The 23,422-nt window shown below is 41.6% G+C and carries 22 protein-coding genes, 1 tRNA gene and 1 pseudogene; 4 read left to right on the forward strand and 20 right to left on the reverse strand.

All coding sequences use genetic code 11. The features are described from left to right. Positions 1-7 precede the first annotated feature (7 nt). The 8 genes from DXB43_RS11995 to DXB43_RS15325 form a co-directional block, all read right to left on the reverse strand. Entirely contained in the window at positions 8-2,674 is a 2,667-nt protein-coding gene (locus DXB43_RS11995) for an InlB B-repeat-containing protein (RefSeq protein ID WP_118705048.1), read from the reverse strand. Between the two features lie 10 nt (positions 2,675-2,684). After that, positions 2,685-3,320, reverse strand: coding sequence for a hypothetical protein (locus DXB43_RS12000; protein ID WP_117947671.1), 636 nt, complete (start codon positions 3,318-3,320; stop codon positions 2,685-2,687). Next, on the reverse strand, positions 3,317-3,760 hold the full coding sequence (locus DXB43_RS12005) for a hypothetical protein (RefSeq protein ID WP_117947672.1): 444 nt from the start codon (positions 3,758-3,760) through the stop codon (positions 3,317-3,319). Before DXB43_RS12005 ends, DXB43_RS12000 begins: the two co-directional genes overlap by 4 nt. Positions 3,761-3,765: 5 nt before the next feature. Next, positions 3,766-3,909 (reverse strand): hypothetical protein, encoded by a 144-nt coding sequence (locus DXB43_RS15155; protein ID WP_156454680.1) that lies wholly within the window; start codon positions 3,907-3,909, stop codon positions 3,766-3,768. A gap of 116 nt (positions 3,910-4,025) precedes the next feature. Further along, the gene (locus tag DXB43_RS12010; protein ID WP_117698834.1) at positions 4,026-4,400 is read right to left on the reverse strand and encodes a hypothetical protein; all 375 of its coding nucleotides are present in this window, start codon (positions 4,398-4,400) and stop codon (positions 4,026-4,028) included. An 8-nt stretch (positions 4,401-4,408) separates the two neighbouring features. Then, positions 4,409-5,671 carry a hypothetical protein gene (locus DXB43_RS12015; RefSeq protein WP_117947673.1) on the reverse strand — a complete coding sequence of 421 codons (1,263 nt, stop codon included), beginning with the start codon at positions 5,669-5,671 and terminating at the stop codon, positions 4,409-4,411. After that, positions 5,658-6,740 carry an ATPase, T2SS/T4P/T4SS family gene (locus tag DXB43_RS12020; protein ID WP_330408398.1) on the reverse strand — a complete coding sequence of 361 codons (1,083 nt, stop codon included), beginning with the start codon at positions 6,738-6,740 and terminating at the stop codon, positions 5,658-5,660. Before DXB43_RS12020 ends, DXB43_RS12015 begins: the two co-directional genes overlap by 14 nt. A gap of 11 nt (positions 6,741-6,751) precedes the next feature. Further along, on the reverse strand, positions 6,752-6,919 hold the full coding sequence (locus tag DXB43_RS15325; RefSeq protein WP_022244373.1) for a hypothetical protein: 168 nt from the start codon (positions 6,917-6,919) through the stop codon (positions 6,752-6,754). A 233-nt stretch (positions 6,920-7,152) separates the two neighbouring features. Between DXB43_RS15325 and DXB43_RS12025 the strand changes: the two genes are divergently transcribed. Next, positions 7,153-8,025, forward strand: a complete 873-nt coding sequence (locus DXB43_RS12025; protein WP_117841824.1) for a DegV family protein — start codon at positions 7,153-7,155, stop codon at positions 8,023-8,025. 244 nt (positions 8,026-8,269) lie between these two features. Here the strand turns inward: DXB43_RS12025 and aspS are convergent, their stop codons facing one another. The 5 genes from aspS to DXB43_RS12050 form a co-directional block, all read right to left on the reverse strand. Next, entirely contained in the window at positions 8,270-10,093 is a 1,824-nt protein-coding gene (aspS, locus tag DXB43_RS12030) for an aspartate--tRNA ligase (protein WP_117699154.1), read from the reverse strand. Between the two features lie 64 nt (positions 10,094-10,157). Beyond that, positions 10,158-11,414 carry a histidine--tRNA ligase gene (hisS, locus tag DXB43_RS12035; RefSeq protein WP_117947674.1) on the reverse strand — a complete coding sequence of 419 codons (1,257 nt, stop codon included), beginning with the start codon at positions 11,412-11,414 and terminating at the stop codon, positions 10,158-10,160. Positions 11,415-11,522: 108 nt separating this feature from the next. Further along, a complete protein-coding gene (gene hemZ / locus DXB43_RS12040) occupies positions 11,523-13,016 on the reverse strand; it encodes a coproporphyrinogen dehydrogenase HemZ (protein ID WP_117947675.1) in 1,494 nt (497 codons plus the stop codon). Between the two features lie 9 nt (positions 13,017-13,025). Further along, on the reverse strand, positions 13,026-13,658 hold the full coding sequence (locus DXB43_RS12045) for an MBL fold metallo-hydrolase (RefSeq protein ID WP_117947676.1): 633 nt from the start codon (positions 13,656-13,658) through the stop codon (positions 13,026-13,028). Positions 13,659-13,728: 70 nt separating this feature from the next. Continuing rightward, positions 13,729-16,044 carry a RelA/SpoT family protein gene (locus DXB43_RS12050; protein ID WP_117699158.1) on the reverse strand — a complete coding sequence of 772 codons (2,316 nt, stop codon included), beginning with the start codon at positions 16,042-16,044 and terminating at the stop codon, positions 13,729-13,731. 172 nt (positions 16,045-16,216) lie between these two features. Between DXB43_RS12050 and DXB43_RS12055 the strand changes: the two genes are divergently transcribed. Beyond that, positions 16,217-16,591 carry a DUF3783 domain-containing protein gene (locus DXB43_RS12055; protein WP_158565790.1) on the forward strand — a complete coding sequence of 125 codons (375 nt, stop codon included), beginning with the start codon at positions 16,217-16,219 and terminating at the stop codon, positions 16,589-16,591. Between the two features lie 126 nt (positions 16,592-16,717). On the opposite strand, the gene DXB43_RS12060 is transcribed toward DXB43_RS12055, so the two are convergent. Genes DXB43_RS12060 through DXB43_RS12070 form a run of 3 tightly spaced genes read right to left on the reverse strand, consistent with a single transcriptional unit; the run spans position 16,718 to position 18,130 of the window. Beyond that, positions 16,718-17,047 carry a hypothetical protein gene (locus DXB43_RS12060; RefSeq protein WP_117947678.1) on the reverse strand — a complete coding sequence of 110 codons (330 nt, stop codon included), beginning with the start codon at positions 17,045-17,047 and terminating at the stop codon, positions 16,718-16,720. Continuing rightward, a complete protein-coding gene (locus DXB43_RS12065; RefSeq protein WP_117699161.1) occupies positions 17,031-17,624 on the reverse strand; it encodes a M48 family metallopeptidase in 594 nt (197 codons plus the stop codon). Before DXB43_RS12065 ends, DXB43_RS12060 begins: the two co-directional genes overlap by 17 nt. A 56-nt stretch (positions 17,625-17,680) precedes the next feature. Then, on the reverse strand, positions 17,681-18,130 hold the full coding sequence (locus DXB43_RS12070; RefSeq protein ID WP_117947679.1) for a hypothetical protein: 450 nt from the start codon (positions 18,128-18,130) through the stop codon (positions 17,681-17,683). A 111-nt stretch (positions 18,131-18,241) separates the two neighbouring features. On the opposite strand from DXB43_RS12070, the gene DXB43_RS12075 reads away from it, so the two are divergent. Beyond that, positions 18,242-18,314, forward strand: a tRNA-Gly gene (locus DXB43_RS12075). A 130-nt stretch (positions 18,315-18,444) separates the two neighbouring features. Then, a complete protein-coding gene (locus DXB43_RS12080) occupies positions 18,445-20,568 on the forward strand; it encodes a hypothetical protein (RefSeq protein WP_117947680.1) in 2,124 nt (707 codons plus the stop codon). Positions 20,569-20,591: 23 nt separating this feature from the next. Here DXB43_RS12080 and DXB43_RS15800 read toward each other — a convergent pair. The 4 genes and pseudogenes from DXB43_RS15800 to DXB43_RS12095 form a co-directional block, all read right to left on the reverse strand. After that, positions 20,592-20,708, reverse strand: a pseudogene (locus tag DXB43_RS15800) (SpaA isopeptide-forming pilin-related protein); the annotation flags it as partial. Positions 20,709-20,776: 68 nt separating this feature from the next. Next, a complete protein-coding gene (locus DXB43_RS12085; protein WP_330417882.1) occupies positions 20,777-21,247 on the reverse strand; it encodes a helix-turn-helix transcriptional regulator in 471 nt (156 codons plus the stop codon). Between the two features lie 335 nt (positions 21,248-21,582). Then, positions 21,583-22,797, reverse strand: coding sequence for an LL-diaminopimelate aminotransferase (locus DXB43_RS12090; RefSeq protein ID WP_117841815.1), 1,215 nt, complete (start codon positions 22,795-22,797; stop codon positions 21,583-21,585). A 56-nt stretch (positions 22,798-22,853) separates the two neighbouring features. Next, complete coding sequence (locus tag DXB43_RS12095; protein ID WP_117698948.1) at positions 22,854-23,402, reverse strand: ANTAR domain-containing response regulator; 549 nt, start codon at positions 23,400-23,402, stop codon at positions 22,854-22,856. Positions 23,403-23,422 lie beyond the last annotated feature (20 nt).

Here is a 23,422-nt window from a genome sequence, read left to right on the forward strand (position 1 = left end):
TTTCTTTCTAAATTTCGGCATATTCACCGATACAATGGATAAATTTGTTCCGAAAACGCTCTATTTCCGTCATTTTCCCAGTATTATGCTGCAATTCATATTCTTTCATCTCATTCATCTGTTGATGTGATAAATTCCAGACTTCTAAAGCCGTATTCCTTTGCAATGCCTCTTCTAACTGTCTGTAATTTTCTTCTCTCCTCCAAATAGAATCCTGTGTTATGGTATCAAGATATTTTTCACTGATAAATCGAAACGTTTTTCCTTTGTCCTCCACCTGTTGCGAAGTAGTATCCACCAGATAAACGGTAACCTGTTTTCTGCTGACATTGCCAACTGCATCTTTTGCATAATAAGTAATCGTGGTGGTTCCTTCATGCGCAAAGTTCTTCCACTCTTCTTCCGTATAATCTTCCACGCAAAAAACAGTATTCTTCTCTTCATCTACTCCGCTCTCTAAGATACCTTCCGGATTATCTTCTGAGCTGTTTTCTCTGTCCTTTGCACATGCCTGCTGCAAAAGTATTTCCTCTGTAATCCTGCCGCTTCTTGCATCCGTCAAACTATAATACTGATCTTTTGCCTCAATAACAGGACTCTCATCCCACTGTGCATATAATCTCTGTTCCCCTGCATGGCAAAAAACATCTTCTTCCCCGATAAGTTCTTTTTCCTGCCATATTACATCCGGCTTTTTATCTTCCTCTTTGTCCTGTTCTGTATCCGGCTCTGTGCTCCATCCTAAGAAAAGGAAGTTCTCCCGCACGGCGTCTGGCATTTCTCCATAGGGTGTCCCATAATATCGGCTCTCCTGCTTTGTCTCTTCTCCATCGATCAGGCCTCCATTTCCATCAAAAATGATTGGAAAGCAATAGCAAAAATCCGTATCTGCTGTTGCATAGCCATCCAGACTGTCATATGCATAAATTGAAATCAGATGCCTTCCATATTCATTCTTATGTTTTACAGCAGAGGTATAATAACGGTAATTATAGTTTTGCCCCTCTATAAAATAGTCCCCTTTTTCTCCTAATTCTGACATCTGCCATTCTGCCGTCAAATCATCCTGCCCCTGGTTTTCACTCCACACCGCAAAAGCAGTCTTTTTAATTCCATCTCCGCCATCCCGCACAAAGACATATGTATAGAATCCATCCGTTCCATTCTGAATCGATATCGTCCGCTCTATAACCGGTGGCTTTGATTTCTTCCAGATGGCATAAAAGGTCTGATTCTCCGTTACCACTACCTTATCTCCTGAATTATATACCGGCTCTTTAGCATATTTCCTGTCTGCCCAGCCGGCAAACGCATACCCACTGCGCTTTGCAGATGGAAGTATTACTTCTGCATCCTTCCATTGTGCCTTTAATAGAACCTCTCCCTTATGCTTTGAAGATAAATTTAATACCTGTGCCTTATCTTCGTATACAGAAAGTTCCGATAACGCTTCCGGCACACCGATTGTGCCTATTCCCTCTCTATGCTCATTATATCCATGATTTATCCAATGTAATAAATATGACTCACGCCGGCTGCCAAATGCCTGTTTTAAATCTTCCCCTCCATATTTCATATAATCCGTCAATCGAAAATATGGACTGGATATTCTTCGTTCCCTGCCCTGTATCACATACTGATAGAAATGTTTTACTAATGCTGCCTTATTAAACCCGAAACTTTCCAGTAAATCCTGATTTGCTTTTGCATAACAGGGGGCATCAAATGCATACCACGGAAATTCTATTCCGTTATAATAAAAACTGTTATGATCTTCCCACCCGGCAAAGGTGCTTTCCGCGGTAAGTTTCTCTGCCTCAGATGTTCCACCATTTCCATCCAAGGTTACTGTATACTCTTTCTTATACTGATTCTGCTGTAATTGAATCGGTTTTCCATACAGCACATCCGGTTGAGAAGCAACAGTTCCGCTGGTAGCCCCATTTCCATCATAATGAATGGTATAACGATTTTCGAGATAATTTACTTCGATATTATCATTATGCCATGCGCCATCATCTCCCCAGGGTGTCATTCCACATCCGTTGGTGTCCACCACAAAACTACAGGTTTCCTCTTCCATACTCTCAAAGTATGTCTGATAGCAGTTGCTGGTAGACACTCCTTCAAAATGATGCCCCAGCTCCGGCAGACGAAACGTAACCGGAAGATGATATTCCCTTGCTCCTATTTCAGAAGTTGCATTATCATGTCTGGTATAATATTCCCTATCTTCTAATGTAATGCCAAGCTCGTCTCCCCCAATCAGATACATTTTATAATAGATTCGATAATTAATCCCATTGGAATGACGTTCCCCTATATTACAGTCAATCCGGTAACGAGCTGTTCTTCCACCTGCATTGTCACGAACTATCAATATGAAATACCCGGAAGTTTCCGGATACCAGGTCTGCGCACTTCCGTAAACAGATGAAGTCAATTCATCCGGCATTTCTTCCAACTGCTTGGTTTCTTCTGTTTCTAATACTTCTGTTTCTAATACTTCTGCTTCTAATACTTCTGCTTCTAATACTTCTGCTTTTTCAGATTCTGCCACCTCAGTTTCTTCTACCGTTTCCGCACTTATCATCTGAATACTGCACGGACTCATAAAAAGAATCATGCATCCGCAAAGGAAACGGCATACTCCCTTTCGCACCTTCTTTTTCATGCTTACCCCCCTATTCAAATACTGCATAATATGTCTGATTTTCTTCTACACACTGTGTAAAATCCGCGAGATAATCCTTGCTGTCCCGCCACTCTAAAAACTTCTTTTTCAAATCATCACAAACCGGTTCTGCCGGAGAGGTACAGTAATCCCCCTTTTGTATTTCCAGCTTCTTATAATAAGATTTTCCCTGTTCCATTTCTTCCCTGGAGCGATAAAAGATTACCGTCTGCATTGCCACTTCTTTTTCCCCTTTCTCCGTTTCTTCGCCATCCCCATCGTCATCTGTAAGAATTGTACGGCAGCACTTTATACTGCCCATTTTCCCACCCGGATACGAAAAATACTCTTCCACTTCCACAGAAAGTAATCCTTTTTCTGCATCTGCTGCAAGCATCCGAACGGTTAATTCTGAATTGGAATTCATCTGTGGAACCAGATTTCGAATCAGTAATGTCCTCATATCTTCGGAAGTATAATCTCTGTCTGCATCCGCCTGTACCATCTGCAATGTTGTTTCCATTGCTTCGGTAAGACTCTGTTCTAATTCTTCTTTTCGTACATTTTTATGCTGCATGGTCAGCAGAACTACCACAAATAAAACAACAATTCCTCCGGATAATACCCCCAATACCATATGTTTCATACACCGCCTCCATTTACCGGAATCCGGAAACGGGAAACCGTCCGCTTTTCATATGCATCTTCTGCCCGCACCTCTATTTCATAGATTCCTGCCTTTTCATAAATATCTTCTACTGTTTTTCCTGCCTGATTTCTGATATCAGTTATCTCAATCTTAAGTTCCTTTCCATCTGCATCCACTGCGTGAAACAGTTCTGATAACGCTATCTTATCTGCAATCGTTAAGATGCGATGATCTTCATAGATAATCACCGGAACCTGACGGCTATGAATATCTTTTAACATTTTTCCGTCCATATTATTTCCAACATCTGCACCGGCTGCCGGACGTTCCATCCCACTTCCAATTATGCGAAATCCCCATAAGCATAATATCAGTAACATTGCCGCCACTAATACGGTAATTACTGTCTGTCCATATTCTTTCCATAATGTTTTCATTTGTTTTACCCCAATGCCCCCTGTGCCCTGCTTATCATTTCATAAAGATAACCTCCCTGTGAAAACAGTCCAAATAAAATTCCTGTCATAACAATGACTGCCAGAACCGCTATCACAAGTCCACCATATTCTTCCATAAAAAAATGCATTTTTATCCCCTTACCGGACATAACCAATCAAATACCACAACACTCCGATACAACCACTTCCAAGTACTGCATAGATGATTGCCTGTCCATAATCCTCCATAATTTTTCTCATAAATCTACCTTCCAAATCCCCGGATACTATGCTCCGTTTTACTGTGAAATGGTCCCATCCGGTATGCGTAATGCAATATCACCTCCGCCATGGTTACCTCCTTTTCCACGGGCGGCACGTTTCCATTTTCACATACAGTTATAGCTCCGGAATCCTCATATAAATTAACCTGCAGCTGATAGCCCAATTCATCAGCCTGCTTTATACAGGCATTTATTACTTCCCGGTTATAATTGCTGTTTTCCAGTTCCACTACCACATCCGATTTAAAATTTCTTGCCTGACAAATCTGCGCTTCTGCTGCAACAATACCTATTCCAACTGTTGACAGCAGCATCATCAGAAATATTCCAAGATATGTTTTTATTACCTGTTCCATCTAATCCCCTATCTATGTACGCTTGCTAAAAATACCACCAGAAATGCCGTCATATCAATCATCATTTTTCCTGCTCCAGTCAATGCCGGGGCTAAAAACAATGCATATAATCCAGCCAGTGAATCCTGATTTTGTTCTCTTTCTGCCTTATCTAAAAGTTCCTGATTCCGTTTTAAAATCTGACTTAACTGCTTTTCACTGTTTCCATATCCGCCGTTGGATAATGCATACAACATCCGCATAGCAGAATGCACATCCGGTAAATCATAATCTTTTAAAAAATTAAGATATGGTTCCAGACTCTCCGGATTCTGTGAAAGTTCTTCCAGCATATCATCCACTGCCGGTCTTAGAACCTCCGGTGTCTGCGGCCGGATACGATAGAATGCCACCTGCACATTTTCAGTCTGAAGCAATAAAGAAATGTCCATTAACCACTGCGGAAATTCCGTTTCCATTTTCTTTCTCAGATACTTCCGGTAGAAATTACTGCGCACTCCTTTATGGGACTGCACATAACGATATTTCTTTTCATCCCCTTCTCCATAAGATTCCCTTTCCTTCAACCAGTTGCGACAGGTACGCTTCATTGCCCGGAAGCAAATCAGCATATCCAGGGACAGAAAAAGAATTGATGCAATCTGGCAAACCAAAAGTTGCGATAATTCAATATCTTTTGGCAGCAAATGATTCGTTATTGCACATACCAGAATGGATAAACCCACCGCTAAGAATACATTTCTTCGATATTTCTTACAGTCCTGCTGATGCAGTCTGACCCGTTCCATCCACTTCTGCAAATCCTCCAAAAGCAATTCCACCGTTGTCTCGTATGCTCCGCCATACTGTTCTACCATCAGAAAATACGCATGAATCTCTTTCATTCTGCGATTTTCATACTGCTGCTCAATCGCATCTAACTCTTCTTTCATATTGCTGTCATATTCTTTTCGTAAATGAAAGATTGCAGTTTCTATCTGTTTTCGCATGGCTCCCGGTTCAAACAATGCACAAACTGTCTCCAGTGCAGATAAGATTTTCGGATTCTGCAAAAATGCATACAGCATCTGCTCCATATACAATTCTGCTTCCTGCAGACGGGTCTGTTGCTTCTTTTCTTCCTTCAACACTTTATCCATACGCCACATAACAAGAACAAATACAATACTGCAGCAGATATATCCCTGCCACTTAAGCTGTAATAAGAATGCTGCCAGCAGCAATAATCCATAACAGCCTCCATAGGCAACGAAACGCTCATTCTTTTTCATATTCTTCTCCTTCCAGACGATGTTGTATCATCGGATTATCAAATGGCTCGGAAATTCCATGCCGCTTCATACGCGCAATCAGCCCTTTTGGAAGTTCTCTCACCATAAGATTACCATCCACCACCTGCATATGTATTTCATTTCTTCCTTCTTCTCTTACAAAGAAGCAGACCTGATCTATATAACGGTACAATTTTCCTTCTGCACTCATTTTCTTCCGCAGCAGAATTCCAACATCAACATAGCTGTATACATCATTTTCCATGCGGTCTGCATCCATACGGCTCTCCATCATATTCAAAATACGGTCCGGAATTTTACGCACATCATCCGTATGAAGCGTGGTAAATCCACGGATTCCGGTAGACCAGCATTCCAGTAAAGACTTTACTTCCGTAGAACGTGCCTCCGATAACATAATCCAGGATGGGTTCTGTCTGAGACATGTCTTAATGGCTTTGGTATAATCAAAATCCGGATTAATTCGCAGTTCCACACAATCTTTTCCGGGATTAATCTGACTGTAATGCCATTCTGGATTATCCTCTATCGTAATGACACGCTCTCCTGCCGGAATAAACTGCGAGAAAAATTTTGCACATTCTGTCTTTCCCGCCCCCGGTTCTCCGCAAAAAACAAAATTCATTTTTGCAGCCACACAATTGGTCAGCAATTCCAGTACCGGAACAGCTACATACTCATCCTCCACCATCCTTTTTACCTGCATACGCAACATTGGCATTGACTTACGGATACAGATACTCCTGCCGGATATGGCAACAGATTCATGCACAATACTGATACGCAGCGTGTTGGTCTCCGCCTCCAACAAATTATTTTTCTTGTTAAAAGGCTTGCTCACTTCATTGGCAATCCGATGGGAAAACTGCTCTACAAACTTCTCTGTAATGCCATGACTTCGAATCAGATAGCGTTCATTTTCTACATCTGTAATCCACAACTGGTTTCCGTTATAGTCAATATCTGTAATCTTATCATTCCGAACATAACGCCAAAGGGGGCCAAAATAATCCGGCTCCATCCGGATACCCAGTTCCTGTCTGTCCAAGTCATCCCCTCCTATGGTGTTCCGATGTTATTTCCAAAGTTATCAATTAAGTTCTTAAATGCATCATAAACGGGGCCACTGGTTCCATTTCCCATAATTGCTGTCACAAGTGCTGCTAATGCTGCAATCGCAACTACTGTTATAATTACCCCACCATACTGTTCAAAAATTTCTTTCAAATAAGAAAACCCCTTTCCATACTGAATTTCGTTTCACTGTTTGGAATATTTGGGAGGAAACTCCCGGATAAAAAAAGATAAATAAGATGGCTCTAATCATACCTGCTTTTTCTTTTTTTGTAAATATATTTTTTCATTTTTATAAAAATTTTACATTTTCATTTTTCATTATGCTATAATAAAAAAGGTATGATTTTATGCCACAATTTTATATAAGAACTACAGGAGGACACATGAATAAATTTATTATTACCACCGACACTACCGCAGATTTGCCGGCAGATTATGTAGCAGAACATAATCTTGGCATGCTGTCACTCACTTATACTATAGACGGCAAAACCTATGACTGGGAACATCCAATGGATGTCAAAGAATTCTATGCAAAGATGCGCTCCGGCTCTCTGCCTACCACCTCTCAGGTCAACCCGGAAACTGCCCGCGAAATCTTTACAAAAATTGCCACGGAAAATGACTGTGATATTCTTCACATTGCCTTTTCCAGCGGACTCAGCGGCAGCTACTCCAGTACAAAAATTGCTGCAAGTGAAATGGAAGAAGATAATTTCCCACATAAAGTCGTTGTCGTAGACTCTCTCTGTGCTTCCATGGGAGAGGGACTTCTGGTTCACAAAGCTGTCCAGATGAAAGAAAATGGTGCCACTTTAGAAGAAACCGTAAAATGGCTGGAGGAAAATAAACTACATCTGGTACATAACTTTACGGTAGATGATTTGTTCCACCTTCACAGAGGCGGACGTGTTTCTAAAACCGCTGCGGTTCTTGGTACCATGATTAACTTAAAGCCGGTGCTTCATGTAGATGATGAAGGTCATCTTATTATGGTTTCCAAGGTTCGTGGACGTAAAAAATCCCTGATTACCCTGGTTGACAATATGGAAAAGCAGATGGGCTCCTACCGTGACCAGAATGATATCGTATTTATCAGCCATGGTGATGCTTTAGAAGATGCACAGTTTGTTGCAAATCTTGTAAAAGAACGTTTTGGCATCGACAGCTTCTTAATCAATTATGTCGGTTCAACCATCGGTGCACATTCCGGTCCTGGAACGATTGCATTGTTCTATATGGGTGAATATCGATAAAACACCGGCAGATACAAAGCTGTCAAAGCAGCTTCTTACGGATGTCTGGCAAAATATCTGACAACTACGAGAAACACGCTTTGCGAGTTTCTCGAGTTATCGCGGTGCTCGCCAAATCTGCATGCAAGCATGCGATTTTTCTCGCTACTCGCGTAAATCAAAAAAGAGTTATTGTACCACGGTTTAAAATTCTGTGATACAATAACTCTTTTATTTATGTAAGAAACATGCTTTATCTGTTTCTTTATTTTTCTGCAGCTTCTTCTGCTTCTTTTTCTTCTACTTCTTTCTCATCCACTTTGATGCACAGTTCCTCTAACTGCTTCTCATCTACGATATCTGGGGCATTGGACATAAGGTCGGATGCATCCTTTACTTTCGGGAATGCGATGACATCACGGATGGAATCTGCATGTACCATATGCATAACCAGACGGTCAAGACCATAAGCCAGTCCTGCGTGTGGTGGTACACCATAGGAGAATGCATCCAGAAGGAATCCAAACTGCTCATGTGCTCTCTCTTTTGTAAAGCCAAGAACCTCAAACATTTTCTCCTGAATATCACTCTGGTGGATACGGACAGAACCACCGCCTAACTCGGTACCATTTAATACGATGTCATATGCTTTGGCACGTACTGCACCCGGATCTGTATCAATCTTATCCCAGTCCTCTTCCATTGGCATGGTAAACGGATGATGCATTGCCATATAACGATTCTCTTCGTCTGACCACTCCAACAATGGGAACTCTGTAATCCAGAGGAAATTATACTGGTTCGGGTCTAAGAGGTCTAATTCTTTGGCAATTTCAAGACGAAGTGCACCTAATACATTCCATACAATTTTATTCTTGTCTGCTGCAAATAAAAGCAGGTCTCCCGGCTTTCCGTCCATTGCTGCTACCAGATTCTTCAATTCCTCTTCTGTCATGAATTTTGCAAAGGATGATTTATAGCTGCCATCTTCCTGTACAGAAAGATAAGCAAGTCCTTTTGCTCCATAGCCTTTTGCAAACTCTACCAGCTTGTCAATCTTCTTTCTTGGCATTGCGCCCTGTCCTTCTGCATTGATACCACGGACAGAACCACCCTGCTCTAACGCACTGGTAAATACACCAAAACCGCAATCTTTTACAATATCAGATACATCCTTTAATTCCATTCCAAAACGGGTATCCGGCTTATCAGAACCAAAACGATCCATTGCTTCCTGCCAAGGCATTCTCTTAAGTGGAAGTTCTACATCTACGCCGATGGCTTCTTTGAAAATGTATTTTAACAGACGCTCATTGACATCTAATACATCATCAATATCTACAAAAGAAAGCTCCATATCTGCCTGGGTAAATTCCGGCTGACGGTCTGCACGTAAATCCTCATCACGGAAACATTTTGCAATCTGGAAATAACGGTCATATCCGGATGCCATCAGAAGCTGTTTGAAAAGCTGTGGTGACTGCGGCAATGCATAAAAGCTACCCGGATGTATACGGCTTGGCACCAGATAATCTCTTGCACCTTCCGGTGTAGACTTACAAAGAACCGGTGTCTCAATCTCTAAGAAACCTTCTTTTGCCATAAAATCACGCATCAGATATGCTACTTTACTACGCAGCATCAGGTTACGCTGGATATCCGGTCTACGTAAATCAAGATAACGATATTTTAAACGAATCTCATCTTTCGTCTGGCTGTTCTCTTCAATCTGAAATGGCGGTGTCTGTGATTCTGAAAGAATACGGATACTCTCAGCAATTACCTCAATATCACCGGTCTTTAAATTCTCATTAACTGCTGCAGAACGCTTCTGCACGGTTCCTTCGACTGCAATAACAAACTCGCTACGCAGTGTTCCTGCTTTGGCAAAGCCTTCGCTTCCTACCTTTGGCTCGTCGAATACAAGCTGCAGAATTCCGGAACGGTCTCTTAAATCTATGAATATAAGACTTCCTAAATTTCTTCTTTTCTGTACCCAGCCCATGACGGTAACTTTTTCTCCAATATTGGCATTGGATACTTCTGTACATCTATGGGTTCTGTGTAATCCCTGCATGGATTCTGACATTTTTTTATCCTCCTAAAAATCTTATCAAAATCATTCCATTTTCTGCTTCTTGCAGAAAAACAGACTATCTGTTAAAAAACTCCACAAATTCTTCATAACCCTCTGCCGTAAGCTTCTCCTTCTGGAACTTCTTGTTCTTATTCATACGAACCACTAATACCTGGGTTCCTTCGGAACGTTCCTTCTGAGCCTGTGCAATTACCTCCTGCAGCTTATCAGCCGGATATCCCTTTTCGATGAGATATGCCTTCTTCGCTGCCTGTCCCGGAATCTTAAATCCGCTCTCTAAGAGCAGAAGAATGATTCTTTCAAAACCGATGGAAAATCCACATGCAGGTACATCGTTGCCGGTAAATCTTCCAACCATCTTATCATAACGGCCACCGCCGCCACAGCTTCCGCCGAACTCCGGCATAGCTATTTCAAAAATAGTTCCTGTATAATAACCCATGCCACGCACTAAAGTCGGATCAAATACCATTTTAAAATCTGCTGCCTTGGTAGCTTCTACACTGTCGATAATCTCTGTCAGGTTCTGCTTTACTTCTTCCTCTAAGAATCCTGCCTCAATTAAGGTATCACATAAGGTAACCAGTCCGTTTTCGGTACCTTCTGCTTTTTCAAATAAGGATAAGTACTTATCGACCGCTTCTTCTGCAAAGCCTTCCTTTTTCAGTTCTTCTGCGACTCCGTCCAACCCAATCTTGTCCATCTTGTCTAAGATGATAAATACAAGGTCGTAGCTTTCTTCCGGAAATCCGCTGTAAGCTGCCATTGCTTTTAAAATACGGCGTTCATTGATTCGGATTTCAAAATTCTTAAATCCAATCCTGCCGAGGGTTGTAGTTGTTGCAAGAATCAGCTCAATCTCTGCCAGATTGGACGGCTCTCCTAAAATGTCAATATCGCACTGCATGAACTGACGATAACGCCCTCTCTGAGGACGGTCAGCACGCCACACATTTCCCATCTGTAATGCCTTAAACGGGGATGGGAGCTGGTTACTGTTATTGGAATAGAATCTTACCAGTGGAACGGTAAGGTCATAACGCATACCAAAGTCCACTACATCTTCTTCTTTTTCCGCTGTCTGTAAATTCAGCTTTTCACCACGTTTTAATACTTTGAAAATGAGTTTTTCATTTTCTCCACCCTGTTTGCTGGTGAGGTTTGCAATATTCTCCATACAAGGAGTTTCAATTGGTGTAAATCCAAAACTCCGGTAGGTCTCTTTAATTACATTCTGCACATAATCACGAATCTGCATCTCCTCCGGTAAAATATCCTTCATGCCTGTAACCGGCTTCTTACTCAATGCCATGAAATTTCCTCCATTTTCCGAGATAAGCATTTTATCTATTTTTCTTATTATATATTTGTATTCATACAGAACTATTATATTTTTCGTGTTCTGATATGTCAACCGCTTTTATTCCTTTGTAAAGAGCCGGCTCTTCCGTTCAATCATCTCATCAATCCTTGTGATATACTGTGCCACATCCTTGACATTCTCGGCACGTTCAATCCGGTGTGTGCCATCGGGATTTGGCTGTACCCAGACACGTTTCGTGGATGCACCAGCACCACAGGCTACAATACTCTGTTTCTCTTCCATAATAAGAACATTGTATACACCGGCTTTTCCCGGTGCTGCATAGCCTACGTTTTCAAAATTGCCTGCCATATTCTTCTGGCGGTATAAATAATATGGGAAAAGGCCCATTTCTTCTGCCACTTTCGAAGTCAGTGCGATATGGTCTGCGGTATTGACAATTTCAAAATCCTGATAACGCTCTCTTTGTATATTCAGCCTTGCTGCACGCTTGATGGCAAGTGAGTGAACCGTCAGATTATCCGGTGCTAACTTCCGGATTACTTCCATGGTATCTGCTACATCTGAAAGACTCTCTCCCGGAAGTCCTACGATTAAATCCATATTGATATTATCAAATTCAAGTTCTCTTGCCAGATTAAAGCTGTCTATTGTCTGCTGCACGGTATGATGCCGTCCAATCAGATCCAGTGTCTCCTGTTTCATGGTCTGTGGATTAATGGAAATTCTGCTGATATCATGATTGCGAAGCACCATAAGCTTCTCTTTTGTAATACTGTCCGGTCTTCCGGCTTCCACTGTAAATTCCACTAAATCAGATAAATCAAAACTACATTTAATTTTTCGAATCAATCTGTCTAACTGTTGTGGATTTAATGTGGTCGGTGTTCCACCACCGATATAAATGCTGTTTAATTTCTTAAGTGCAAATTTGACCGCTGTATAATCCAGTTCCTTTTCCAGTGCACTTAAGTAGTCATCCATGCGGTTTTTCCAGGCTGACATGGAATAAGAAGTAAAGGAACAGTAAAGGCAGGTCGTCGGGCAGAATGGAATTCCAATATAAAGGCTGTAGCCTTCTTCGTAGTCTAATTTGTGTAAAAGTTCCAACTCCCGCTCTGCAATTTCAATACTGAGCTTTATCTTCTCATCGGAAGTAAAATACGTTTCCTTCATATAGCGGGCAATTTCTTCCTCGCTCTTACCCTCTTCTAAAAGTGCCATCGGAATCTTGGTCGGGCGGATACCGGTAAGATTTCCCCAAGGAAGCTCCACTCCGGTATATTCTGACAATAACCGATACAGTGTCCGCTTTAAACTGTTCTTGGTCTCCTTGCGGTTTGTATAATCTACTGCTACACATTTTGTAATTCCGGTCTGATTCGCATTGTCTTCCGAAGCCTCCACCCGTTTCCAGGAAAAAATGATTTCTTCCGGTGCAAACTGTACATCCATGTGATAATGTACCGGCTCTTCTTTTTTCTCCTTATCCTTCGTGGAAACATATACCTCTTCCTTTGGATAAAATGCCTTCACCAGCGAATGGATATCATATTCAAATTCTGCTTTATCTAATAATACTGTTATCATGGTTCGTCCTTATAAATACGGATTATGCATCCGCTCATAGCCTATTAAAGTGCTTTCGTCATGTCCGGTATACACGGTCACATCATCCGGCAGCGGCATCAGTTTTTCTCTGATTGCCCGGATTAAATCCGATGCACTTCCTCTTGGGAAATCAGTTCTTCCCACAGATTCCTGAAACAGCGTATCTCCGCTGAAAAGAATCTTCTCATCTGCAATATAATAGCAGCATCCGCCAATGGTATGCCCCGGTGTAAAAAATACACGGATGGAAAATCCTGCAAGATTTAATACATCTTCGTCTTTTACGAAAACATCTGCACGATATACCTTATGCTCTCCTATCATCCCGCAAAGGTTAAGTCCCGGGTCTTCCAAGGTCTCCCTCTCTGCCTCATGGGCATAAATGGAAATCTGGTATTTATCTGCAAGCGCTTCTGCTGCTCCTGCATGGTCAAAATGTCCATGGGTCAGAAGGATTGCCACCGGTTTCGCTCCGGTTTTCTCAATCTGCTTTTCAATCAACTGTGCCTGGTCTCCCGGGTCTACCACAAGAAGTTCTCCTGTCTTATGATTTACCAGAAGATAGCAGTTGGTGCAGACTGGTCCCACAATATATCGTAATACTTCTGTCTGTTCTGTCATAATTTTCCTCTTCTATAATAACTGTCTTTGAATGCTTCATAAATCAGCAATTTATTTTGCTAATATTTTATCAGCCGGTAGTACGTTCAATATCAATCACGCTCTCTACCTGACGGATTTTTTCTATTAAGCTGCTCAATTCCTCTTTCCCTTTGGTATTAAAGGAAATAGAAATGGTCGCAACACCCTGTTTGCTGGTCTTGGAATTAATGGAACTGATATCAATTTCCCGTTCGGTGAAAATTCTGGTAATATCTACTAAAAGTCCGGTACGGTTATTACCAAATATTTTAATCTCAGCAAGATAAAGTCCATTGTCACCATGCTCTGCACCCTGCTGCCACTCTGCATCAATCAGACGCACTTTTTCCAGCTCGGAAAGGTTCATGATATTAATGCAATCGGTACGATGAATAGATACACCACGGCCTCTTGTGACAAATCCTACAATTTCATCTCCCGGCACCGGGCTGCAGCATTTGGAAAAATGCACTGCCACATCATAAAGTCCTTTTACAATGATACCACTCTTGGATTTCTGTGGAACTGCCTTATCCTTATTCTCGGAAGACACATTGTTCAATACATCCTCATCGGTAAGCTGGATTGGGTGGTCTTTCCGGTACTCCTCCAGCATCTTATTCACGACCTGACCTTCTTTCAGTCCGCCGTGTCCTAAGGTTGCCAATGCGGAATCCCAGTCATGGAATCCATATTTCCGCATAACCTTACTCTGATATTCCGGTTTGTTAATATCCGTAAGATTAATGGATTTTGCCTTACAATACTGGGCAATCAGTTCCTTGCCCTTTACGATATTTTCTTCTTTTAACTCACTCCGGAACCACTGGTTAATCTTATTTTTCGCCTGTGTACTCTTAACAATATTTAACCAGTCACGACTCGGTCCCTTGGAATTCTGGGACGTGATAATCTCAATACGGTCACCGTTCTGAATCTCGTAATCAATTGGAACTAATTTACCATTTACCTTGGCTCCAATCATCTTATTTCCAACTGCCGAGTGGATACTGTACGCAAAGTCTACCGGTGTGGAACCCGTTGGCAGATTCTTTACATCTCCGGACGGAGTAAAGCAAAATACGGTATCGGAAAAGAGGTTCAAATCACTCTTTAACAGGCTCATGAACTCTTTATTATCTGACATGTCTTTCTGCCATTCCAAAATCTGGCGCAGCCAGCTTAACTTCTCTTCCTCTGATTTGGTGGTAGCCACTGTGCCGCCGTTATTGGCAGCTTCCTTATATTTCCAGTGGGCAGCGATACCATATTCTGCGGTACGGTGCATCTCAAAGGTACGAATCTGAATCTCAAACGGCTGTCCGGTCGGTCCAATCAGTGTGGTGTGGAGGGACTGATACATATTCGGCTTTGGCATAGCGATATAATCTTTAAAACGTCCCGGGATTGGTTTATACATCTCATGGATGACACCCAGTGCTGCATAGCAGTCCTTGACATTATCCACGATAATTCTTATGGCAAATAAATCATAAATCTGGTCTAAGGTCTTATGCTGATTGACCATTTTCTTATAAATGGAAAAGAAATGCTTTGCTCTTCCGTCAATCTGTGCCTTGATTCCTGCATTTTCAATATGTTTACTCACTTCTTTTACAAGGCTCTGCACATAATCATCACGGACACTCTTACGAAGTGCAACCTTTTCTACCAGATCATAATATGCTTCCGGCTCCAGATACTTTAAGGAAAGGTCATCTAATTCGATTTTAATTTTAGAAATACCAAGTCGCTGTGCAATCGGCGCATAGATGTCCATGGTCTCTCTTGCTTTTTCCTTCTGCTTCTCCGGCGTCATATATTTTAACGTACGCATATTGTGCAGCCGGTCTGCCAGCTTGATTAAGATAACACGGATATCCTTTGCCATGGCAAGGAACATTTTTCTTAAGTTCTCTGCCTGAACCTCGACTTTATCCGCATCATAAGATAACTGACCCAGCTTTGTAACGCCATCCACCAAAAGGGCAATCTCTTCTGAAAACTCCGAAGCAATTTCCTCTACTGTCATGACGGTATCCTCTACGACATCATGAAGCAGTCCGGCTACGATAGTCTCTTTATCCAGCTCCAGTTCCGCTAAAATAATTGCCACACACAACGGATGAATGATATATGCTTCACCGGATTTTCGTACCTGTCCCTTATGTGCCGTATCCGCTGTCTTATATGCCTTTTCAATCAAAGAAATATCTGTCGACGGGTGATATTTCTTCACGCTGGCAATCAGCTCCTGATACAGGCTCTCCGGACTGACGAATTCCTGCATGGTCTTTATGTTGTCATCCTTAGACACCACTTCATTTTCTAATTCTTCTAATTCTTCTGTTGTAATATCTGCCATAATTCACACCAACTTTTTTGCGTTTTATCCCACTTTTAACTATGATTTTTCATTATAATAAAAAATATATAAAAATGCAATCTTTTATACTTGCCATTTTCCCCCGGAAACCTTATACTTTATGGCTGAATGGCAGATTTTTTCTACCTCTTTAAGAAAGGAGTTTTCCCTTATGCATCCAGTTTTATTATTTTACAATTTAGAAAACAGCAAAGGCAGAACATTAAAAATGCTCTGCCTCCGGTTAAAAATAAAAATCCGTATTATCACCAAAGAACAATATAACCAGACTTTAGGTGCCCTCGCAGGGATTGATGGCTTCCCTTTGAAAGAAGAGGTCTATACCGGCGATGGTTTCACCGACGAAATGCTGGTATTCAAAGGCTTTGATAATGCTCTTTTAGACCGTTTCCTGGTGGAATTAAAAAAGCTTCATCTTACCAGAATCGGTCTGAAAGCCGTTCTCACGGAGCACAATATCAACTGGGATTCCATTGCACTTCATGAAGAACTCTTAGCGGAAGATAAGAAAATGCATGAAAATTAATCTTCTCCTGCAATTTCTATGGTGTATGCTGCCCGGAAGCATGCACCCTGTGCTAACGCATGTCCCCATTCCCTTTCTTCCAAACTTCCGTTAAAATCCTCTTTATCGCATCTTCCAAACCAAGGTTCAATGGCTGCATATGGTACATTCTTCTTCTCTGCTGACCAGAGTCCAAATAACGTAGCTTCCGGGAAATACACATTTTTCCTTGCCGGTATTCTTAATGTTCCATGTGATTTCCAGTCTGTTGCCATTCATATGATAGATTAATTCCATCTCATAAGTCTTTTCCTGATAATGATAGACTCCGTCTTTTAAGCTTCCAACAATCGGAAACAGATTTGGTGCACTCCGTTTGTAATACTCCGGATTGCTGCACCACATGTACTCAATGTTACTTTTCTTTCCAAGCACAGATTTCAGTTCTGCCCCAAGAGACTCAACTTCCACCTTCATGCTCGCGTTTTCCATGGAATAACGCATATTCTCTCAACCTTTTTTCTCGTATTCTATGATCTGACATCACAGTATCCAGCACCTGATAAAATCGTCTGCTGTGATTTGCTTCTACCAGGTGTGCCAGTTCATGAGCAGCAACATATTCTGCGCATTCTAACGGAAGGTCTGCCAGTACTTTATTCAAAGTAATGGATGCCTTTGCCTTGCAGCAGCTCCCATAGCGGCTGGTCATGCTGCGGAATCTGACCGTTGGCATAGAAATATGATAAGCCTGAAACAATTCATACTCCCTCAGCAGTATATCTCTTAAATACTGCTCTTTCTGCCGGTTCCACTCCAGTGCATCCACATCTATCCTCTGCTGATTTGCAAGCTTCTTTTGCATCATGCGGATCCACTCCGCCTTGCTCTGCACAAATGCATCCACTTTCTTTTTGCTCATGCGATAGGGCATCGTTACTGTCACTACGCCATTGGCTTTTACCCGGATGATAATATTCTTTACTTTTTTTGGTGTCAGTTCATATTGTATTGTATTCTCCATTCCATTATTATAGCTTTCTGGTGCAGGCACTGACAAGCCTTTTTCTTGTTTTCCTTTTGCTATTTCTGTCGTATCATTTTATACTGTTACTCCGCCTCTGTCTCCGGGGCAGCCGCTGCTTTTCCCAGGGCATCATCAATGGCGTGAATCAGCACCATGGACGTATACTGGTTATCATCGGAATAGCTGAGATTATCCGTTGACTGATTTTCATATATCTGTTCTTTCAAATTATCCAGTGCCGGCTGCATCAACGGATACATTGCGGTTACAGTTTCATCGAGATTTACCAGCGAAATGGAATTGATTTTATTCTCATCCACCACAACCTCCACATCCACGGTTTTATCATTAAATATGATGGAAGACGTATATACCCCTGCCACATATTTCATGGTCTCCCGGCTCTCCTCATCTTTATCCGGAGAAAACATATAGACCAACAATAATACCAGTAATATTCCAAGTACCGCAAAAATTCCTGTGTAAATCAGTTCCTTCATATGAAGCACTACAATCTTTGTCTTTGCACTCAAGGGAGTCCTCCTGCTTTCTTGCTTATTGTATTTTATGTGAAAACTTTTCTAATATTACACTTGACAAACCCTTTTTCTTATAGTATAGTAAATTTCGTGTTCAGCACAAATGCGATAGTGGCGTAGTTGGTAACGCGCGACCTTGCCAAGGTCGAGACCGCGGGTTCGAGCCCCGTCTATCGCTCTACTTTTAAGAAAGGACATCCGATTGGATGTCCTTTCTTTTTACTTTACAGGAAACTATATGTTATAATAAATAATGACTATATTTCGTCTCATGTAAATGAGGACAAAAAAAACAGGAGGTGTTTCAAATGAAAACGATACATAGAAAACATGGTATCGGACGACTTGTAAGCTTTGTGCTTGCATTTAGTATGATATTTGCAATGGTACCGGCTACCGTATTTGCAGATGATACGACCCAGACTATATATATCGGGGGAAATGAATTAACGGTTAAGACAAATGAAGCATCGTATTGGAAGTATAATGAGGGGACCGGCGAAATTAAGGCATGTTCCGAGGCAGAGGCAAACGTGGTGATAAATGCAGAGACGAAACATGACCCTGCATCGGCAATCGTTGTGAACCTGCGAAATGTAAAGATTTACAGCAATAGTGGAGGTGAATCGGAAGATTGTTTTAATTCAGGTATTTACTGTCCAAATACCTTCTTGGAGCTACGGATTAACGGAGACTGCAGCATTACCGGTGCCAGATATGGAGTATATGTAAACCAGATTCGTATTACACCATTTGATACAGCAGCTAAGCTTACCATTACAGGGGACAACAATCGTGCTTCCATAGGGACTTATTTTCCGGAGGCATGTGCCTTGTATTCGTCAGGATTAATTTGGTTTAATCCGGGTTGTGAGCATACGGATTTTTCTGTGATCTTGCGAAGTAGTACGAAAACTCTGAAGCAAGGAAAAGGAAAATTTTTTTATAACGGTTCAACAGCATCTATTCTTACCAGTTCCAATATGCTCGGCGGTAATGCGACAGAATATTTTCCGGATGAAAACGGCGACTTTAATCTTGGAGATACGAGTCAGGTGATGTATATGGAATATAAGGTTGGCTCGCGGGTGTTTGACCGTGCGGAGATTACTGGAGCAACGTTACAGTTTAATGACGGAGATGCTCCGGTATTTACGGCACAGGTTGCTGCCGGAGAAGAGGGCAAATATCTTATCGACTCTGAGCAATGGAGTGAGTTGGATGAAAACGGGAATAAGGTGAAGTGGTGTTCTTCAAATAAATATGATAATCCGCAGGATGAAAGTCAGTTGTTAAAAACCTTTGAAGCAGGAAAGACCTATTATTATTCTGTAAGAATTATACTTTCTATGATGACAGTTGACAGCTTTACAGAAAAGATGCCAGTAATTATTAACGGAGAATCCTTTCCGGTCACCAATACTCAACCAATATCAGGCGATTATATGACTGTTTATGCTACAAATATTAAGAGCATGACGTTACCGAGCAGACAAGTGCCGGAGGACATTAAGACGATTGACGTTACGAATGCGACACTTACCTATCATGCAGGAGATGCACCAAAAGCAACCGCAGCCTTAAGTGGTGAAAATGCCACCAAGTACAAGATTGTATATGAATACTGGGAGGAAATGGAAAAACAGAGTGACGGCACTGTGGTACCGGTAAGATTCTGGTATTCGGATGCAGCAGAAAATGCAAAACTGGCAGACAGCAAAAAGATAACCGCCTTTAAAGAAGGCAAAAACTATATGTACTGCATTAAGCTGGAGGCGGTCGATGGAAACTTCTTTGCAGATGTAGATACGGGACTGACTATGACCTTAAATGGGGAAACAGTTGATGCATCCAAAATAACAGTCGATGAGGGATGTGATTCCTTATATGCTATGGAACTTAAGACCATGCAGCCGACAGTAGCACAAAGTACCTATAAGTTCCTGGAGGGAGAAAATGTTTCATGGTCGCAAGGCGGCAACGGTACATTAAGATTCCGTGTAAACGGAGAAATCAGCAAATTTACAGGAGTAAAGGTTGACGGTACTCTGGTTTCGGCTGATAATTACACAGCACAGTCCGGTTCCACAATCATTACATTAAAGAGCGGTTACTTAAAAGACTTATCTGTCGGTACCCATAAGATAACAGTCATTTATACAGACGGCGAATGCAGTGCGGATTTTGAGATTAAACGGGCAACAGGCGGTACGACCACAGAGACAACTACTGAAGGCGGAAAGAGTAGCTCAGAAGCAGCCACGGCTACAACTACGGCTACAGCTACAACGGAAAGTACGACTGCTACAAACGCACCAAAGACAGGGGACGACAGCAATCCATTGGTTTGGATAGTATTGCTGGCAGCTGCCTGTGGCGGAATGGCAGTTGTTGTAAGGTATAAATCAAAATATCTAGAAAAAAAGATGTGAGCGTATTTCCAAGTGATGGATACCTTCTGGATTTCTGCTGTCTCCTTTACTTCAAAGGTTACATCACTAGCTGCCTTATATCCATATAGTGCAGATTTCTCTCTGAGCGTGTACTTTCCAACAGGAAGGCTCTCAATCATGTGAGCCTTCCTGCTGTTTCATCCTCTTCTTTCGATTCTTCAACTCTCTTCGCAAAGCTTTTCATATTCTAACTGCCAAGCTTCTGGTTCCGCCATTCATTGGCAGACATTCCTTCCTGCTTCTTAAATACACGGGAAAAATGTGCCAGATCCAGGAATCCTACTGCATCAGAAATATCCCCGATGCGAAGGGACGGATTCTCTAACAGCTTCTTGGCATGTTCAATTCGACAATGATTTAAAATATCAGAAAAACTCTGACCGGTATGACGGTTTAATAATTTACTCAAATGCCACTGGCTGACATAGGTTTTCTCTGCTACTTCACACAAGGTCAGCTTCTGATTATAATTGGATTCTATGTATTTTAGTGCATTCTTTACAATAAAACTGCTGGATGCACTTTCATGTGGCTGGGCTGCTGCATCATCCGAAGACGAAGCACCGCCGTTATTGCCGGTTGTGGCATAATTTGCATAATATTGTGGTGCTGTCGTATTAACAGGCAATTGGGAAAGAAATAAGAAAATTTTTTTCATGTCTGGATATCGAAGAACATCTGGATTTTGCACTGAAATACCGTAATTCTAAAATATCGGTTTTGCTTTTGACTATTAAAACAGTCTTTCCAATGTTTGACAAAGGCACTGTATTGTTCGTCAAAGCAACGGAAAGACAGTTTACCATCAAGCAAAACCGATATTTAAGAACTGCTGGCATTCCAGTACATATCATCCAGATGTTCTTCGTTATCCAAACTTTTTAAAATAAATATATTTTTCTTCCCAATTGCCTGTTATATCGGATGCCAAAAAGGGACAGCAATTAAAATCGCTGTCCCTTCTATATTTTCGTATATCCTTATGGTACTGACTTATAATGCCTTAATTCTCTCTAATGCTGCAACTGAATTCTCATATGTTCCGAATGCTGTCAGTCTGAAGTATCCTTCTCCGCTTGGTCCGAATCCGGATCCCGGTGTTCCTACTACATTGGCATTTTCTAAGAGGTAATCAAAGAAATCCCAGGATGTCATCTGCTCCGGTGTCTTTAACCAGATATATGGTGCATTTACACCACCGAATACTTCGAAGCCTGCTTCTTTCAGACCGCTCTTAATTACGCTTGCATTTTTCATGTAATATGCAACCTGTTCTTTTAACTGTGCTTTTCCAGCTTCGGAATATACTGCTTCACCGGCACGCTGTACGATATAAGGTGCGCCGTTGAATTTGGTGCCGTGACGTCTTGCCCACATATCATGTAAAGATACGCCATTGCATTTCAAATCCTTTGGTACTACAGTATATCCAAGACGTACTCCGGTAAATCCTGCATTCTTTGAAAAGCTCTTAATCTCGATGGCACAGGTCTGTGCTCCTTCACATTCGTAAATGGTATGAGCCACATCTGCTTCTGAAATGTATGCTTCATAAGCACCATCATAGATAATCAGTGCGCCTTCTTTATTGGCATAATCTACCCATTCCTGTAACTGTGCTTTGGTGATGGTTGTTCCTGTCGGGTTATTTGGCAGGCACAGATAAATTACATCCGGTGTCTCCTTCGGGAATTCCGGCACGAAATTATTTTCTCTGGTACATGGCATATAAATTACATTGCTCCACATCTGGGTATCCGGGTTATATGTACCGGTTCTTCCAGCCATAACATTGGAATCCACATATACCGGGTATACCGGGTCACATACAGCAATTCTTACATCCGGTCCGAATAATTCCTGAATATTTCCAGAATCACTCTTTGCTCCATCGGATACGAAAATTTCATCTGCTTCGATTGCACATCCTCTTGCCTGATAATCATTTTTTACAATAGCATTACGCAGGAAATCATATCCCAAATCCGGTGCATATCCATGGAAGGTTGCAGGATCTGCCATCTCATCAACTGCCTTATGTAAAGCCTCAATAATTGCCGGAGCGATTGGCTGGGTAACATCCCCGATTCCAAGACGGATGATGTTCTTATCCGGATTTGCCTGGGTAAATGCATTTACCTTTTTGGCAATGGTACTGAATAAATAGCTTCCTGGTAATTTCTGGTAGTTTTCATTAATCTGATACATAATATCTCCTTTTCTTCTCTCTAAATAATCTACTATATTTAACCTATTTTTCATACTTATGCATGCATAAGGCTCAAAATCATCTGTGCCGTCTCGATGAGTCCGGTTCCATTATCCATACTCCGTTTCTGGATATACCGGTGTGCTTCTTCTTCACTCATGTTATTCCGTACCATCAGAAGTTCTTTGGCATCCTGTAACATGCGTTTTTCCTCTTCGCTCCGTACCTTCGGTTCCATACGCCGTTTCTTACGCATTCTGGTAATAGTATAAGACATGGTCTCTACCGTCTGTATCAGTTCGTGCACCTTAAGCGGCATGGAAAGGCACATAATATCAGCAACTTCGTGCTCATTGCAGATATCCGGCGAAGCAACGAGAAGCATCTGAAATGTAGCAGGAATATATTCATGCAGTTCAGTATACATCATGTCCACAAATCTTGGACTGCAGACCAATATACCTCCATCTAACGAATTCGCATACTGCAATGCCTGAGCCCCTGTTGTGACTGCTGCATCTACATGAAATCCACTGCGCACAAGTATATTTTTTATACTTTTGGCGTTTTCTATCTTAGGGAATGCAACAATAACATTAATCAAGTTCTTATCTCCTGTAGCAT

Origin of the sequence: Roseburia sp. OM04-10BH (assembly GCF_003462605.1) — a bacterium.
GTDB lineage: Bacteria > Bacillota > Clostridia > Lachnospirales > Lachnospiraceae > Roseburia_C > Roseburia_C amylophila.